Annotated in this window: 16 protein-coding genes; 4 read left to right on the top strand and 12 right to left on the bottom strand. The window is 66.6% G+C overall.

Annotated features, from left to right (window positions below):
• Window positions 1-4: 4 nt before the first annotated feature.
• The 3 genes from FHS96_RS07715 to FHS96_RS07705 are packed head-to-tail and all read right to left on the bottom strand — an operon-like array spanning window position 5 to window position 1,646.
• Window positions 5-463 carry a cytidine deaminase gene (locus FHS96_RS07715; RefSeq protein WP_429588883.1) on the bottom strand — a complete coding sequence of 153 codons (459 nt, stop codon included), beginning with the start codon at window positions 461-463 and terminating at the stop codon, window positions 5-7.
• Window positions 460-1,161 (bottom strand): GH25 family lysozyme, encoded by a 702-nt coding sequence (locus FHS96_RS07710; RefSeq protein WP_429588882.1) that lies wholly within the window; start codon window positions 1,159-1,161, stop codon window positions 460-462. The genes FHS96_RS07715 and FHS96_RS07710 overlap by 4 nt, the downstream gene beginning before the upstream one ends.
• A 2-nt stretch (window positions 1,162-1,163) precedes the next feature.
• Window positions 1,164-1,646, bottom strand: coding sequence for a UPF0262 family protein (locus tag FHS96_RS07705; RefSeq protein ID WP_429588881.1), 483 nt, complete (start codon window positions 1,644-1,646; stop codon window positions 1,164-1,166).
• Between the two features lie 100 nt (window positions 1,647-1,746).
• On the opposite strand from FHS96_RS07705, the gene FHS96_RS07700 reads away from it, so the two are divergent.
• Window positions 1,747-3,270, top strand: a complete 1,524-nt coding sequence (locus tag FHS96_RS07700) for a replicative DNA helicase (RefSeq protein ID WP_429589690.1) — start codon at window positions 1,747-1,749, stop codon at window positions 3,268-3,270.
• Window positions 3,271-3,288: 18 nt separating this feature from the next.
• On the opposite strand, the gene FHS96_RS07695 is transcribed toward FHS96_RS07700, so the two are convergent.
• The 9 genes from FHS96_RS07695 to cobA form a co-directional block, all read right to left on the bottom strand.
• Entirely contained in the window at window positions 3,289-4,539 is a 1,251-nt protein-coding gene (locus FHS96_RS07695; RefSeq protein ID WP_429588880.1) for a HupE/UreJ family protein, read from the bottom strand.
• A 40-nt stretch (window positions 4,540-4,579) separates the two neighbouring features.
• Window positions 4,580-5,947: a tetratricopeptide repeat protein gene (locus FHS96_RS07690; RefSeq protein WP_429588879.1), complete on the bottom strand. Its 1,368-nt coding sequence runs from the start codon at window positions 5,945-5,947 to the stop codon at window positions 4,580-4,582.
• A gap of 53 nt (window positions 5,948-6,000) precedes the next feature.
• Complete coding sequence (locus tag FHS96_RS07685) at window positions 6,001-6,747, bottom strand: DUF4331 family protein (protein WP_429588878.1); 747 nt, start codon at window positions 6,745-6,747, stop codon at window positions 6,001-6,003.
• Entirely contained in the window at window positions 6,747-7,412 is a 666-nt protein-coding gene (locus FHS96_RS07680; protein WP_429588877.1) for a DUF4331 family protein, read from the bottom strand. The genes FHS96_RS07685 and FHS96_RS07680 overlap by 1 nt, the downstream gene beginning before the upstream one ends.
• 265 nt (window positions 7,413-7,677) lie before the next feature.
• The gene (locus FHS96_RS07675; protein WP_429588876.1) at window positions 7,678-8,454 is read right to left on the bottom strand and encodes a phosphoadenylyl-sulfate reductase; all 777 of its coding nucleotides are present in this window, start codon (window positions 8,452-8,454) and stop codon (window positions 7,678-7,680) included.
• Window positions 8,447-8,869 carry a DUF934 domain-containing protein gene (locus FHS96_RS07670; RefSeq protein WP_429588875.1) on the bottom strand — a complete coding sequence of 141 codons (423 nt, stop codon included), beginning with the start codon at window positions 8,867-8,869 and terminating at the stop codon, window positions 8,447-8,449. The genes FHS96_RS07675 and FHS96_RS07670 overlap by 8 nt, the downstream gene beginning before the upstream one ends.
• Window positions 8,862-10,493, bottom strand: coding sequence for a nitrite/sulfite reductase (locus tag FHS96_RS07665; protein ID WP_429588874.1), 1,632 nt, complete (start codon window positions 10,491-10,493; stop codon window positions 8,862-8,864). Before FHS96_RS07665 ends, FHS96_RS07670 begins: the two co-directional genes overlap by 8 nt.
• A complete protein-coding gene (locus tag FHS96_RS07660) occupies window positions 10,493-10,789 on the bottom strand; it encodes a DUF2849 domain-containing protein (protein WP_429588873.1) in 297 nt (98 codons plus the stop codon). Before FHS96_RS07660 ends, FHS96_RS07665 begins: the two co-directional genes overlap by 1 nt.
• Window positions 10,786-11,571: a uroporphyrinogen-III C-methyltransferase gene (gene cobA / locus FHS96_RS07655; protein ID WP_429588872.1), complete on the bottom strand. Its 786-nt coding sequence runs from the start codon at window positions 11,569-11,571 to the stop codon at window positions 10,786-10,788. Before cobA ends, FHS96_RS07660 begins: the two co-directional genes overlap by 4 nt.
• A gap of 286 nt (window positions 11,572-11,857) precedes the next feature.
• Between cobA and FHS96_RS07650 the strand changes: the two genes are divergently transcribed.
• From FHS96_RS07650 to FHS96_RS07640, 3 genes are all read left to right on the top strand, one after another.
• Window positions 11,858-13,576 (top strand): YadA-like family protein, encoded by a 1,719-nt coding sequence (locus tag FHS96_RS07650; RefSeq protein ID WP_429588871.1) that lies wholly within the window; start codon window positions 11,858-11,860, stop codon window positions 13,574-13,576.
• Complete coding sequence (locus FHS96_RS07645; RefSeq protein WP_429588870.1) at window positions 13,570-14,136, top strand: hypothetical protein; 567 nt, start codon at window positions 13,570-13,572, stop codon at window positions 14,134-14,136. Before FHS96_RS07650 ends, FHS96_RS07645 begins: the two co-directional genes overlap by 7 nt.
• A 71-nt stretch (window positions 14,137-14,207) precedes the next feature.
• Window positions 14,208-15,080, top strand: a complete 873-nt coding sequence (locus tag FHS96_RS07640; protein WP_429588869.1) for an alpha/beta fold hydrolase — start codon at window positions 14,208-14,210, stop codon at window positions 15,078-15,080.
• Window positions 15,081-15,214 lie beyond the last annotated feature (134 nt).

Below are 15,214 nucleotides of genomic sequence, written 5' to 3'. Positions count from 1 at the left end.
CGGTTCAGCCGATGCCGAGGTCGGCGGGGCCGAAGGCGTTGGGCAGCAGGTCTGACAGGCGGAAGCGCTCTACCGTCGCGCCGTCGCCCGATGCGCACCAGATCGTCACGTCGCGCCCGCCAAGCTGCGCCGCCTCGTTGAGGATCTGCCGGCAACGTCCGCAGGGGCGCACCGGATCGCTGCCGGTGATCGCGCCATCGGCGCCGAGCATGCCGCCGATCACCGCGATCGCCGCCACGTCGCGCAGGCGCCCTTCGCTGTTGGCCTTGGCGAGTGCCACCGTCTCGCCGCACAGCGACAGGCCATAGCTGGCATTCTCGAAATTGGTGCCGGTGACGATGCTGCCGTCGGTCAGCAACAGCGCGGCGCCCACGCCGAAGCGCGAATAGGGGGCGTGCGCGTGCACGGCCGCGGCGCGTGCGGCGGCGATCAGCGGAGCGGGATCATAGTTTTCGTCGGTCATCGTCTCATCACATTCCAGTCCACCGGCCCATCGATGCCGTCGACGCGGTGGATATTGCTTGCCTGCCACATCGCCCAGCGTCTTGCTCCATAAGTGGGGCGCAGCGCCAGCCTGCGCAGCCATAGCGGGCGATCGAACGCATCGCTGACCCGATAGGCGTCTTCGAACTCGCGGGTGACGTAGAGCACTGCCGGCTTGCCGGCGTGCGCCTCGATCGCGGTGAGGAAGCGGCCGACCTCGGCGATCAGCGCGTCGCGTGAGGGGCGCGCCGCGCAATTGCCGCCGAATTCGAGGTCGACCGCGGGCGGCAGCGCATCGGCCTCGCGTGGGACGGTAGCGATGAAGTTGGTCGCCTGGTCGCTACCCGAGCGGCACAGAGTGAAGAAATGATAGGCGCCATGGCGAACGCCCGCCGCGCGCGAATCACGCCAGTTGGCCTCGAACGCGTCGTCGCGCAACGCCGCGCCCTCGGTGGCCTTGATATAGGCGAAGTCGGCGCCGGCGGCGCGCAGCATGTGCCATTCGATCGGCCCCTGATGGTGGGACACGTCGACGCCCTGGGTGGGGAAGGTCTCGTCACCGGGGCGCCAGCGCTGGGCCCAGGCCCAGCCGAGCGCGATCAGGCCGGCGATCAGCAGAATTACGGCGAGCACGCGCGCGAGCAGACGCCCGAGCGTCCGCTTTGGACGGGTTTGCAAGTTCATCCCTTGATGTGGAGGACGCAGATCAGCGTGAAGAGGCGGCGGGCGGTATCGAAATCGACATCGATCTTGCCGTCGAGCGCTGTTCGCAGCAACTCGGCGGCATCGTTGTGGACGGCGCGGCGGGCCATGTCGACCGTCTCGATCTGCTGCGGCGTCGACTGGCGAATGGCCTGATAGTAGCTGTCGCAGATCGCGAAATAATCCCGAATCGGCCGGCGGAACCGGCCGAGGCCGAGGATCAGCGATTCGAGCGGCGAATCATCCTCCCGCTTGATGTGAAGCGCCAGCCGCCCTTCCTCGACACCCAACTGGATGCGGTAGGGGCCGGCATAGCCATCGGGATGCTCGCGCTTCGGGGCGAAATAATTGCCCTCGATCAGATCGAAGATTGCGATCCGGCGCTCCTGCTCGACATCCGCGCTCCTCCACAGGATGGAGCGCTCGTCGAGAGCGATGTCGATGATGCGCGGATCGGCCATGGTTCGTTCCGCTCTATCGGGGAAGGCGGTTTGCCTCAATGCCCGCGTCGGTCGCCCCAAGGGGGTTGAGCCGGAGGGGCGAAAGGTCGACAATGGCGCCATGCCCGAACCCCAGTTCCAGATCGTGTCCAATGCCGCGGCCGAAACCCCGCGCGAACTGCCCCACAATGTCGAGGCCGAAGCCGCGCTGCTCGGCGCGATGATGATCGACAACCGCGTCGCCGAAGACGTGATGCAGAAATTGCGCAGCGATCATTTCTTCGATCCGCTCAACGGCAAGATCTATGATGCGATCCTGCGGCTGACCACCGGCGGCACCATCGCCAATCCGGTGACGTTGAAGCCGCTGTTCGAGAGCGACGAGCAGATGCGCGCGCTCGGCGGGCCGATCTATTTGGCGCAACTCACCGGCAGCGGCGCCGGCCTGATCGGCGCCAAGGATTTCGCCAAGCAGATCTATGATCTCGCGATGCTGCGCGCGCTGGTCGGCGTCGGCCGCGATCTCGTCGATTCGGCGATGGATACCAGCGAGGCTGTCGATCCGCGCGCGCAGATCGAGAGCGCCGAGATGCGGCTCTACAAGGTGGCCGAGGAAGGCGGCGAGACCGGGTCGACCAAGAGCTTCGTTCAGGCGACCAAGCTGGCGGTCGATCTTGCCGAGAAGGCGCAGAATGCCGGCGGCAAGATCTCCGGCGTCACCACCGGCATGGATTCGGTCAACGCCAAGACCGGCGGTCTCCACCACAGCGATCTTCTCATCCTCGCCGGCCGCCCCGGCATGGGCAAGACCTCCTTCGCCACCAACGTCGCGTTCAACGCCGCCAAGCGCTATCTGCGTGACAAGCAGGACGGCATCCCGCACGAGAAGTCGCTGGGCGCAAAAGTGGCCTTTTTCAGCCTCGAAATGTCCGCCGACCAGCTCGCGACGCGTATCCTCGCCGAGCAGTCGGGCGTGATCGCGCACAAGATCCGCTCGGGCTCGCTGACCCGCGAGGAGTTCACCAAATTCGCCCGCGCCGCGAGCGAACTGGAGGATCTGCCGCTCTTCATCGACGACACCGCCGGCCTCACCATCGCCGCGCTCACCACCCGCGCGCGCCGGCTGAAGCGCCGGCACGACATCGGCATGATCATCGTCGATTACCTCCAGCTGCTGACCGGTTCGGGTAAGAACAAGGACGGCAACCGTGTGCAGGAAATCTCGGAGATCAGCCGCGGACTGAAGACGCTCGCCAAGGAACTCCATCTGCCGGTGATCGCGCTGTCCCAGCTCAGCCGTCAGGTCGAAAACCGCGAGGACAAGCGACCGCAGCTTTCGGACCTTCGCGAGTCCGGCTCGATCGAGCAGGACGCCGATATCGTGCTGTTCGTGTATCGCGAGGAATATTACGTTCAGTCGGTCGAGCCCAAGGTTCCGGGGCCCGAGGACGATGCCAAGGTGCATGAGGCCTATAATGAATGGGGCCGCAAGATGCAGACCGTGGCCGGCACCGCTGAACTGATCGTCGCCAAGCAGCGCCACGGCTCGACCGGCCGCGTAAAGCTGAAGTTCGAGAGCAGCATCACCAAGTTCAGCGATCTGATCGATGATGCCTATCTGCCCGATCGGACGGGGTACGAATAACGGACCCCGAACGTCAGCCTACATCGAAGCCAGCGTCCGCCGCCGACTCCAGAACACCGCCACTGCCGCCAGCGTCAGCGCCAGGATCAGCCAGGGCGCATGGACCAGCATCGAATCGATCGCGCTGGCGAGGATGTTGCTGGTGCCAAAGAGCCGCTCGATCAGCCAGGCACTCGCCGCGATCGCGGAGAAGCCGGCGCCGGCCAGGCGGACGGGGGGATAGGCGCGGGCGCGGGCGAGCAGCATCAAGGCCGGCATCACGCAAGCGACGACCAGCAACTGCACCAGTTCGATGCCGAGGTTGAACCCCAGGATCGACTGCGCCTTCTGCCACGGATCGAGCCCGTAATTGCCCACCAGCGTGGCAAAGGCCAGGCCGTGGATCAGGCCGAAACCGGCCGCCACGATCGCCTCGCGGCCGGGGAAGATCGGGCGGAAGGCGTGGGCTGCGGAGACCAGGATCGACAGCGCGATCAGCACCTCCACCGGCTGCGCGGGCAATTGCCAGCCGAAGAAGGCGCCGCCGATCAATGTCACCGAATGGCCGATGGTGAAGGCAGTGACGATGCGGAAGAGCTTGCGCGCCGCGCCGCGCACGCCGGCATAGCCGGTCCAGCGCCCGGCGGCGGCGACTACGGGGGCGGGGAGCAGCAGCGCGAGCAGGAACAGCAGATGGTCGTGCCCCTCGGCAATATGCTGCATGCCGAGGCCGATCGACGAGGCGAAGCCATTCCACGCGCTACCGGCGCCGCGGTTTATATGCAGCACTGTCGTCTTGCTCCGCAATCCGCCGAGCAGTTCGGGTTCATGGCTGATCGCGCCGCCGGCATAGTCGGATCGCAGCAGCACCAGCACGAAATGGCTGGGGACGGCGTCGATCACCGCGCGATAGTCGAGGTCGAAGCGGCGCGGCGATCGGCCGGCGGGCGGCGTCGCGCGGAATTTGAGGTGAACATCGTAGGAGCCGCCATTGTCGACAGTCCTGAAGCCGGTGGACGCGACCCGCCAGCGCGCGTCGCTGGTGGACAGCATCAGGCGCTTGCGGACATAGGCGATGATCTGCGCTTGGCCGGCGCCCAGCGTTCCGTCAGGCGCCACTGCGAAGCGCCTGCCCATCGCATATTCGACTTCGCTGAGCGGGATCGCGATCTCGGCTACGACGTCGCGCTGGCCGATCTCCAATTCGATCTCGGAATTGGGCGTAAGGTGCGCCGCTGCGGGCGACGCCAGGACGAGTGCTGCGAATAGCGCCGCAATCAGCCGGACCAACCGGAAATTCCCCATCATCCCTCCCGCGCGTTCGACAGCGTCAATGATCGAACCATAGCAGCGCCGGATTCCGATCGGAACTATGCGGATCAATCGCCTGTGCCCGCGCGCGCTCGGCCTCCGCATCCGCGCCGCGGCCAAGCATCGCCAGAGCCTGCGCGGCGAGCAGATGTTGCTCCGCGGAGACCCATCCGGTGCGGTCGACCTCGGCGAGCACTGCGATGGCACGATCGGGATGGCCATTGGCGATCAGGGACGCGGCAAGCGCGATCGCGGTCTCCCCGAACGGGCGCGCCGCGAAAGAGCTGCGGGCAAGCTGCAGCGCGCGGGCCGGATCGCCGAAGGCGAGATGATGGTCAATGGCGTGCTGGGCGAAAGCGGCGGGGAAGGCGGCGACGCGCGCATCCCACAGAGCGCCTGCGCGCGCCGACCAAGTGCGTGACTGCGCACCGTCGCCCGACACGCGGTAGAGCGCTGCGAGCGCGTCCATCGGTTCGGGCATGCCACTGCGCGCCGCCAGTGCCTCGAAGCGGCGGATCGCGCCGTCGGTGTCTCCGGCCAGCGCGGCCATCGCGGCGCGCTGCTGTTCGGCCAGCCACCAGCCCGGATAGACCGCCAGTGCCTTGTCGAAATGGCGAGTGGCGGCAGGCCAGTCGCCACGCATGCGCTCGATCATGCCGCGCTGCAGTTCGATCCGCGCGAGGATTTGCGGCGTGATCGTCTTCGCTTCGCGCTCGGATAGGTCGAGCAGGCGCAGTGCTTCGTCAAACTTGCCGAGCCGCATCGACCGGGTCGCGAGGCGCACGTCGATGCCGGTTGCCGGCGCAGTGGCGGCGGCCGCGCGATAGTGGCGCAAGGCGCGGCCGTAATCGCCGCGATAGAAAGCGATATCGCCGCGCATCGCCTGGATTTCGGCTTGCTCGGCGGGCTCCGGGGTCGTTGCATAGGCTTCCACCGTGTCGAGATCCGCGGCGGCGGCGGACAGGTCATGCGTGCCCAGCGCGAATTCGGCGCGGCTCAGATGTGGGCCGACCATCGGCGGCAGCCCCTCGAACGCGCGGGCGAAGCTGTCTCGCGCAGCAACATAGGATGCAAGGTCACCGGTCAGCCGGGCGCGGTCGAACTGCGCGCGCGCCAACGATTCGAGCGGCAGCCACTGGCCCGGCATTTGGCGCGCGCGTCGCGCGGCACCGTCAATGGCTTCGTCGGCACGGGTAACCGCCTCGGCATAGCTTTGCGGGCTGCCGCTTCGCAGCAGGATCGGCGGCGCGCCCGGCACGGGGGCGGGGGCGGGCGGTGGCGTCGTCTGGAACAGGCGGGTGGCAAGGAAGAGCAGTGCCGCGACGAGCAGTGCTGGCACAAGAACCCGCGCCAGCGGAGCGCGCGAATGAGGAAGGGCGATGGTCATGCCGACAGCAAGATGGCGCGGCCGGCACCCGCGGGCACCGGCCGCGCCGATCGTCACGGCGTGACGGGGGTGGCGCAGGGCGTGAGCCCGGCCCCCTTGAGGTCGTCTGCGAGCGCGTTGGTCAAGGTGGTCAACTGGCCGGCGAATTCGCCTGCCCATTTGCCGCCACCCTGGACATCCTGCTCGGGACTGTCGTCGTTATAGGCGTTCTTGTTGGACGATCCCACCAAAGCGGTCGCGACCGCCGGCATGCCCATCCGGTCCACGCGAACGAAGGCGGATTCCGGATCGGTCCGGAAATTCCACAATCGGCCCGGCCCCGAAGGCAAAGGTGGCGTGCCTTGCGCCGCTGCGAGATAGGGGAAGGTCGTTCGGAACGGCACATCGTTCTGCGGCGGGTTGAGCGGCAGGTTGAACAAGGTCAGCGGGCTGTGCTTGCTCAGATCAAGGAAGATCACGGCCAAAGTCACGTCGATCACCGGATCCGGCAGGCGGCGGCCGTTGGGGAAGCCCGAAGCTGCCGAGAAATCGATGTGGATCGTGTCCGGGATGACCAGGCTCGCCACCGTTCGGCCCGTTCCCGGGATCGTCTGCGTGAGGCAGGGCGTGACGTTGAACGCGGTGGGCGTCGGCGTCGGTGTCGGTGTCGGGGTGGGGGTCGGTGTCGGGGTGGGCGTTGGCGTCGGGGTTGGTGTCGGCGTGGGCGTAGGCGTCGGATCGTCATTGTCGTCGCATGCGGCGAGTGACGTCATCGATGCGAGCGACAGCGCGATCGGCAGCGCTTTCAGAATCTTGCGCATCAGGATTCTCCTCCCGCGAACCGGGCCGTGGAGCCCCATACATCGACCGAGTTGGTACCTTCCGGCAGCACCGACCGCGGTATTTCGATGACGATGGCGGTGTCGTTCTGGCCGGCGAAGAAGTTGCGATTCTTATCGAAGCTCAACGTGCCGGTGGAACGCGTCTGACGGAAACCCTGAAGGTCGAAGAAGAAGGGATCGTCGAACAGGCCGGCGCGCACCTTGATGCCGTTGGACGTGGTGAGGTCGGTCTCAACCGGCCCGGCAAACGGAGTGGCCACCCCGGGAAGGCCGGAGAATTGCACGCCGTAGCCGCCGCCGCCGCTGCCGAAGCGGACGCGGATCGGCACTTCGGTGGTCTCGCGAACGCCATCGGTGGAGACGTTGATGCCGTATAGGACGTCGCGGTCGTAGATGCCCGGGCGGTTGGTGGCCGCCGGGCCTGCGAAGGTCATCGCAATGATGAGCGCGGTATCGGTGTGCCAAGCATAGACGTCGGCGATGTCGGCGGCGCGGTCGGGCGTCGTATCGAACGCCTTGTCGGTGCGGCCCGGCGGATCGAGGTGGTCGGCGGCCGGCGCGAAATATTGCGCCGAGAAAAAGAGGGCTGGCGCCGCGAGGGCGCATGCGCCTGCGATCGCCAGGGTGCGCATGAGACGACTCATGGTTCCTGCTCCTATGGAACGTCAGCGGACGAACGATCTATTTTTATTCTGCTGCAGTGCGGCCCATTATGCATCTGCAGTGCGACCGACCCATTAGGTCAGTCGCAGGATGGCGCATTCAAGCCACGACTTCCAGTAGGAAAATCAAGAAAGAAGCGAGCGTTTGCTCGTCTTTGGGTTCGCCAAATCAAGGTTGGCACAATTACTTGGCAGCGACTTGACAGGGATCAACCATCCATCATCGACGCGACGATGATGGATGGAATCAGAAGGCGGGCTGGTTGGCGGGATCATCCGGATCGGCGACGGGCACATGAATGCCGCATTCCACCTTGTCCCAACCGCGCCAACGCCCGGCGCGAGGATCTTCGCCCGGTTTCACCTTGCTGGTGCAGGGCTGGCAGCCGATCGAGGGATAGCCTTCCGCCACCAGCGGGTGGCGGGGCAGATCATGCGCCTCGAAATAGGCTTCAAGCTTTGCACCGTCCCAGTTGGCGAGTGGATTGACCTTCAGCCGATCTCCGTCGAGTTCGAAGCGAGGCAGACCAGCGCGGGTCTTCGACTGGAAGCCCTTGCGGCCGGTAATCGAGGCATCGAGCCCGGCCAGTGCCTTTTCCAGCGGCTTGACCTTGCGGATCTCGCAGCAGCCATCGGGATCGTAGGACCAGCGCAGGCCGGTCTCGTCGCGCTTGGCGATCTCTTCCGCGTCGGGCGTCAGCACGCGCAAGTTGATGAGCCCCAACCGCTCGGTCAGCGTCCTGGCATAGGCGAGCGTTTCCGGAAAATGCTTGCCGGTGTCGAGGAACAGCACCGGCGTGGTCGGATCAACCGAGGCGATCAGGTGCAGCAGTACCGCGGATTCCGCCCCGAACGAGGAGACGACCGCGACCTCGCCGAGCATCTGCTCGGTAAGCAGGGTCTTCAGCATCTCCTGTGTGTCGGTGCCGCGGAACAGATTGTTGAGGCGGATCGCATCGGCCGCGGTGAAGCGCGGGGCAACGTCGATCCGGTCGCGCTGACGCGCGAGCGCAGGTTCAGCCATGACGAAGTTTCCACACTGGCGCGATGCCATCGGCTGCGCGCTGATAGACATGATCATAACGAGCGAGGCTTGCCTCCACGACCGCCGCATCGAGCGGCGCATCGGGCAGGAAGCTGTCGAAGCCACAGCGACGCATCGGCAGGATCTGATCGACCAGCACGTCGCCCGAGGCGCGCAGTTCGCCCGCATAGCCGGCCTCACGCAGGATGCGCGCCGCCGAATAACCGCGGCCGTCGCGGAACTTGGGGAAGCTCACGTCGATCAGCGCCAGCCGCTCGAGATGCGGCAGCAGCTGGCGGGCATCGTCACCCGGCTCGATGCGCACCGCAGTGGCGTTGGATTGGTCAAGGAACGAGTCCAGAGTCACCGCCGGTTCGTCATGCGGCAGGTCGTCGCGAAAGCGCAGCTCAGCCATAAATCGCCTCCTTGAACGGCTCCATGCCGACGCGGCGGTAGGTATCGACGAAGCGTTCGCCGTCGGTCCGCAACGTCCTGTATTTCTCGATCGCACGCTCGATCGCGTCGACCACGCCGTCCTCGTCGAAGCCGGGGCCGGTGATCTTGCCGAGGCTGACATCCTCCGCACCCGATCCGCCGAGGAGGAGCTGGTAATTCTCCACGCCCTTCCGGTCGACGCCGAGGATGCCGATGTGGCCCGCATGATGGTGGCCACACGCGTTGATGCAGCCCGAGATCTTGAGCTTGAGCTCACCGATGTCGCGCTGGCGCTCGGCGGCGCCGAAGCGCTCCGAAATCTTCTGCGCGAGCGGAATCGAACGCGCATTGGCAAGGCTGCAATAGTCCAGACCCGGGCAGGCGATGATGTCGCTGATCAGGTCGAGATTGGCTTCGGCGAGGCCGTTGTCGGCAAGCTGCTGCCAGATCGCGTAGAGATCGGCCTTGCGGACGTGCGGCAGCACGATGTTCTGCGCGTGGGTGACGCGCAGTTCATCGAAGCTGTAGCGCTCCGCAAGGTCGGCCATCAGGTCGATCTGCGCGGACGACGCGTCACCGGGGATGCCGCCGATCGGCTTGAGGCTGATTGTGACGATGGCATAGCCCGGCTGCTTGTGCGCGGAGACATTCTGGTCGAGCCACACCGCGAAATCCGGGTCGGTCCGGTCGATGCTGTCGTCCAGCCCGGTCTCGAACGCCGGCGGCGCGAAGAAGGCAGCGATGCGATCGAACTCGGCCGCGGGCGGATCGAGGTTCAGCGTCTTCACATGCGCGAATTCTTCCTCGACCTGCGCGCGATAGGCGTCCGCGCCGATCTCGTGGATCAGGATCTTGATCCGCGCTTTGTACATATTGTCGCGGCGGCCGTAGCGATTGTAGACGCGCAGGCACGCCTCCAGATAGCTCAGCAGATCCTCGGCGGGCACGAACGGGTTGATCTCGGGCGCGATCATCGGGGTGCGGCCCATGCCGCCGCCCACGAACACGCGGGCGCCCAGCACGCCGTCATGCTTCACCAACTCCATGCCGATGTCGTGCAGCCGCATCGCCGCGCGATCGGTGGGGGAGGCGATCACCGCGATCTTGAACTTGCGCGGGAGGTAGCTGAATTCCGGATGGAAGGTCGACCATTGCCGCAGCAGTTCCGCCCACGGGCGCGGATCGGCGACCTCCTCGGCGGCGGCACCGGCGAACTGGTCCGAACTGATGTTGCGGATGCAGTTGCCGCTGGTCTGGATTGCATGCATCTCCACCGTCGCCAGTTCGGCGAGGATGTCCGGCGCGTCGTCCAGCTTGATCCAGTTGTACTGCAGGTTCTGGCGCGTGGTGAAATGGCCATAGTCGCGGTCATATTTCCGCGCGATATGCGCCAGCATCCGCATCTGGCGGCCATTGAGCGTGCCATAGGGGATGGCGACGCGCAGCATATAGGCGTGGAGCTGGAGGTAGAGGCCGTTCATCAGCCGCAGCGGCTTGAACTGATCCTCGGTCATCTCGCCCGAGATCCGGCGGCGGACCTGATCGCGAAACTCCTCGACGCGCGCGTCGACGATCGCCTGGTCATATTGGTCGTACTGGTACATCAGATCACCCAGTTGCCGGCATCGGGGTCGGCGGGCTTGAGGGTCAGGTCGGTGCGGACGGTGGGGCCGAGCGCGCGGATGCGGTCCTTGATATGGGCGGGGCGGGGGCCTTCGGGCGTCGCGGTCGCATCGATCACATAGGGGCCGTTGACGCGGCGTGCGCCTTCCTCGGCGGCGGCGATCGCCTCGCCCTGCTCACCGACGTCGGCAGCGTCCTCGACGTGGAGCGACCAGTCGCTGCCGGTCCACCATGTCACCGCGCCCGACTTCAAATCATTACCCGTCAATATCTTCACGCAAGAAGCTCCGCCTGTTTGGCAAATATGGCCATCTGGTTGGCGTCGGCGCGGGCAGCGACTTGCCCCACGACGATCAGCGCCGGGCTCGTTACGCGCTCGCGCGCGATCAGGCCACCCAGGTCAGCCAGCAAGGTCCGCAGCGCGCGCGCATCCGGTCGTCCGCCCTTTTCGAGCACGGCAACAGGAATGCCCGGCGAAACGCCGTCGGCGATCAGCTTCTCGGCGATTGCATCGGCGGTGGCGATGCCCATGTAGATCACCAATGTGCGGCCATGGCCAGCAAGGCCGGACCAATCCTGCTCGGTGAGTCCCTTGCACTGGCCGGCAACGAAGCTGACCGCGCTGGCGGCGTCACGATGCGTCAACGGCACCAAAGCCTCAGCCGCGCAGCCGATCGCCGCGGAGATGCCCGGCACCACCTCGACCGGCACGCCGGCGGCCTGACACGCGTCGACCTCTTCGCCGCCGCGGCCGAAGATGAATGAATCGCCGCCCTTCAACCGCACGACATCCTCACCGCCGAGGGCGCGTGCCACGAGCAGGGCGTTGATCTCTTCCTGTTTCATCGTGTGGCGGCTGCGCTGTTTGGCGACCGAGATAAGCTCGGCGCCGGGCGCGGCCATCGCGAGGATGCGGGCATCGACCAGCCCGTCATGCACGATCAGCCGTGCGGCGCCGATCAGACGCGCGGCGCGCACTGTCAACAGGTCGGGATCGCCGGGGCCGGCGCCGACCAGTCGCACCGTACCGACGGGGCTGGCTTGAGCGGAACATGTCATCGACCCGCAGATGGTCGCGGCACCGCCGTGCGACAATCGAGAGATTGTTGCGTTTGGCCTAGCTCGGCTATTCCATACCGCCGCGCTAGGAATTCCGCGCCTTTCGCGATCCGCCCCCATGCCAAGTTGCGCGAAGATCAGCCACAAGATGAAATGCAAGATCAATTGCATGCGCCCAAGTGCCAGCATAGGCTGCCAAAAGCCGACGAGTCGCATATCGGGGTCGTTGCGGTGCTTGCACCGGAAAACATGGTTCGATCGGCCTAATTGCCTAGGAGAGCGAAACATGACCCCGACCTTCAAGGGTGCGCGTGCCGCACTGTTTGCGGCCGCGAGTATTTGCACGATATCGATCGTTTCTCCCGCTGCGGCGGATGTCACCCCCGAGTGCAACAGCACGCTGACCGGCGTGAACAACACGGAATGCGGCGCGCTATCCACCGCGGGTCCGGCGGGCGCGACGGCGGTCGGCACGGGCGCCACCGCTGACGGCGTGGATGCCGTGGCGATCGGGTCCGACGATGCCGGCGCTGCGCCCGCACGCGCAACCGGCAATTCGACCACAGCGGTCGGTGGGGAGGCGGAAGCGGTGGGGCCAGGCGCCAGCGCGTTCGGCTGGCGTTCCGATGCGCTTGCAGAGCGCGCCACGGCACTCGGCCATCTCGCTTCGGCAACCGGCGTCCGCGCCACCGCGGTAGGCGAAGCGGCGGGCGCGAGCGGGCTGACCTCGGTCGCGGTCGGCAACCAGTCGCTCGCATCCGACGAGGATGCGGTTGCGATGGGCGACCTCGCGACCGCCAGCGGCTTCCATTCGACCGCCGTCGGCGGTGAATCGGTCGCTTCGGGCCGTGGGTCGCAGGCATTTGGCTGGCAGGCGCAAGCCACTGGGGCGCTAAGCCTCGCTTCGGGACATCAGGCGGTGGCGAGCGGCGACACCGCGACGGCGGTGGGCAAGAGCGCGGTGGCATCGGGGACCACCTCGGTCGCGGTCGGCAGCTTCGCCGTCGCGTCGGACGAGGACGCGGCGGCCTTCGGTGACAAGGCACAGGCGACCGGCTTCCATTCGACGGCGGTTGGCGGTGAGGCGGTCGCTTCTGGCCGCGGCGCACAGGCGTTCGGCTGGCAATCGCAGGCCACCGGCGCGCTGACACTGGCCTCTGGCCATCAATCGGTGGCGAGCGGCGATACCGCGACTGCGGTGGGCAAAAGTGCGGTGGCATCCGGCACCACCTCGGTCGCGGTCGGCAGCTTCGCCGTTGCATCGGACGAGGATGCCGCGGCGTTCGGCGACAAGGCGCAGGCGACCGGCTTCCACTCGACTGCGGTCGGTGGCGAGGCGATCGCCTCAGGGCGCGGCGCGCAGGCGTTCGGCTGGCAATCGTCTGCAACGGGCGGCCTTAGCCTCGCGGTCGGCCATCAGGCGGTGGCGGCGGGCGCCAACGCCAGCGCGATCGGCAAGAATGCCAACGCCCAGTTCGATGGCTCGACTGCGGTCGGCTTTGGTGCGACCACCACACGCGCCAACCAGGTCGTGCTGGGCGGCGCGGGAAGCTCGGTGACCGTGGGTGACATCGGCGCTTCCACCGCGGCGCAGAGCGGGCCGGTGGGCGTGGTCACCGTCGATGCGTCGGGCACGCTCGGCCAGAACAACACGATCATCCCGGCGATCGCGGCGATCCAGACGGTCAACACCCAGCAATCGGCGCAGATCAGTTCGCTGCAAGCCGGGCAGGCGACCCTCTTCGACATCAGCCGCGTGCAGCGTCGCGAGATACGGCGTGCCAATGAAGGTGTCGCAATGGCGCTGGCGATGGATACGCCGATGCTGCCCGGAGAGACCAGTTTCGCACTCTCCGGCGGCATTGGCTATTATCAGGATCGCACCGCCGGTACCGCCGCGTTCAGCGCGCGGGTCGGCACCAACGCCGCGATAACAGGAGGCGTCGGCTTTGGTTTCGATTCGGGCGAGGTCGGAGCGCGCGGCGGATTCCAGGTCGCATGGTGATCCGCACGATGAAGAAAATGGACCTGCCGACCGGACCGGGGCGCTATGCCCCGGTCCGTTTCCTCCTGACGGTGCTGCTTGCCGGCGCGGCGATCGCGCAGGCGGCGGCGCAGGCGCCACCGCCCGCCGCCGTGCCGGGGCCGTCCTCCGTGCCCGTGCCCGATGAACTCCAACTCTCCAAGATGGTATGGAGCACGTTGGTCGCGATCGACCATGCCAATCTGGCTGGCAATTATTCGGTGCTGCGCGATCTCTCCGCTCCGGGTTTCCAAATCAACAATGATGCCGCTCGGCTGGGCCAGATCTTCGCCAGCCTGCGTGCACAGAACATCGATCTGTCAAACAGCCTGCTGCTCACCCCCAGCTTCACGCGCACGCCCGCGCTGGTGAAGCCCGATGTCCTGCGGCTGCAGGGCTATTTCGGGCTGCGTCCGACCGCGATCGAATTCGATCTCCATTATCAATGGGTTCAGGGGCGTTGGCGGCTCTTCGGCGTGTCGATCAACCCAGTGCCGCTCGCCCGTGTTCAGCCGCAGGGGGCCAAGCCGCCGCCGCGCTGATCGCCGAGAGGCGCTTGCGGCGCCGCCGCCATGCCGCGATATGATACGCCCCAAGGCAGGGAGGCGCGTTGATGGCCGGTTATGTGGACGGATATTGGTGGTCCAACGACAATCTCCGCCTCCACTATCGCGACTATCCAGGTGGCGCCGACGGGCGCCCGCCGATCCTGTGCATCCCCGGCCTCACCCGCAACGCGCGTGACTTCGCCGAGGTGGCGGCGCGGCTGGCGGGCGACTGGCGCGTGATCTGCGTCGATCTGCGGGGGCGCGGCGAGAGTGCCTATGCGCGCGATGCGATGAGTTATGTGCCGCTCACCTATGTCCAGGATATCGAGCGGCTGTTCGAGGAACTGAAGGTGACATCCTATGTCGCCTTCGGCACTTCGCTGGGCGGCATCGTGACGATGCTGCTGGGCTCCACCGGCAAGGAGCAGATCGCCGGCGCGCTCTTCAACGATGTCGGTCCGGTGATCGAGCCCGCCGGCAGCACGCGGATCCGCGCCTATGTCGGCAAGGGCGGAAGCTGGCCGACCTGGCTGCACGCGGCACGGTCGCTCGCCGAGACGCAGGGCGCGGTCTATCCACATTACCAGCTTACCGATTGGCTCGCGATGGCGAAGCGGCTCTACCGGCTCACCAGCAACGGCCGCATCGTCAACGATTACGACCTCAAGATCGCCGAGCCCTTCCATCTGCCCGGCAGCGATGCCGGCATCGATCTTTGGCCGGCGCTCGCGCCGTTCCGCACCGTACCGAGCCTGATCGTCCGCGGCGCGCTGTCCGACGTGCTGGGGGAGGGGACGCTGGAGCGGATGGCGACGACGCTGCCGCAAGCCGAGACCGTGACGATCGACAGGATCGGCCACACGCCGACCTTGTGTGAGCCCGAGGCCGTGGCCGCGATCGACCGGCTGCTCGGACGGGTGCTTGCCGCCCGCAACTGAGTCTCGAGCCCAGGCGCAATGGCGGCTTCGGCGCCGATTCGGACGGCTGCCCTTGGAAAGCGTGTCATGTTCGGCTAGGGCGCCCGCTTGTTGCGCGCTGCCTGGGGTGCACGGTGTGCGCTGCCGCTGCTATA

This window comes from Sphingomonas zeicaulis (assembly GCF_050433225.1).
Taxonomy (GTDB): domain Bacteria; phylum Pseudomonadota; class Alphaproteobacteria; order Sphingomonadales; family Sphingomonadaceae; genus Sphingomonas_D; species Sphingomonas_D zeicaulis.
This window is presented reverse-complemented; position numbering and strand designations above follow the sequence as displayed.

Bases quoted from the DNA above. Each gene is read 5' to 3' on its own strand.
- FHS96_RS07715 (WP_429588883.1), bottom strand. From the start codon at position 463: ATGACCGACGAAAACTATGATCCCGCTCCGCTGATCGCCGCCGCACGC.
- FHS96_RS07705 (WP_429588881.1), bottom strand. From the start codon at position 1,646: ATGGCCGATCCGCGCATCATCGACATCGCTCTCGACGAGCGCTCCATC.
- FHS96_RS07700 (WP_429589690.1), top strand. From the start codon at position 1,747: ATGCCCGAACCCCAGTTCCAGATCGTGTCCAATGCCGCGGCCGAAACC.
- FHS96_RS07690 (WP_429588879.1), bottom strand. From the start codon at position 5,947: ATGACCATCGCCCTTCCTCATTCGCGCGCTCCGCTGGCGCGGGTTCTT.
- FHS96_RS07685 (WP_429588878.1), bottom strand. From the start codon at position 6,747: ATGCGCAAGATTCTGAAAGCGCTGCCGATCGCGCTGTCGCTCGCATCG.
- FHS96_RS07680 (WP_429588877.1), bottom strand. From the start codon at position 7,412: ATGAGTCGTCTCATGCGCACCCTGGCGATCGCAGGCGCATGCGCCCTC.
- FHS96_RS07675 (WP_429588876.1), bottom strand. From the start codon at position 8,454: ATGGCTGAACCTGCGCTCGCGCGTCAGCGCGACCGGATCGACGTTGCC.
- FHS96_RS07670 (WP_429588875.1), bottom strand. From the start codon at position 8,869: ATGGCTGAGCTGCGCTTTCGCGACGACCTGCCGCATGACGAACCGGCG.
- FHS96_RS07665 (WP_429588874.1), bottom strand. From the start codon at position 10,493: ATGTACCAGTACGACCAATATGACCAGGCGATCGTCGACGCGCGCGTC.
- cobA (WP_429588872.1), bottom strand. From the start codon at position 11,571: ATGACATGTTCCGCTCAAGCCAGCCCCGTCGGTACGGTGCGACTGGTC.
- FHS96_RS07650 (WP_429588871.1), top strand. From the start codon at position 11,858: ATGACCCCGACCTTCAAGGGTGCGCGTGCCGCACTGTTTGCGGCCGCG.
- FHS96_RS07645 (WP_429588870.1), top strand. From the start codon at position 13,570: ATGGTGATCCGCACGATGAAGAAAATGGACCTGCCGACCGGACCGGGG.
- FHS96_RS07640 (WP_429588869.1), top strand. From the start codon at position 14,208: ATGGCCGGTTATGTGGACGGATATTGGTGGTCCAACGACAATCTCCGC.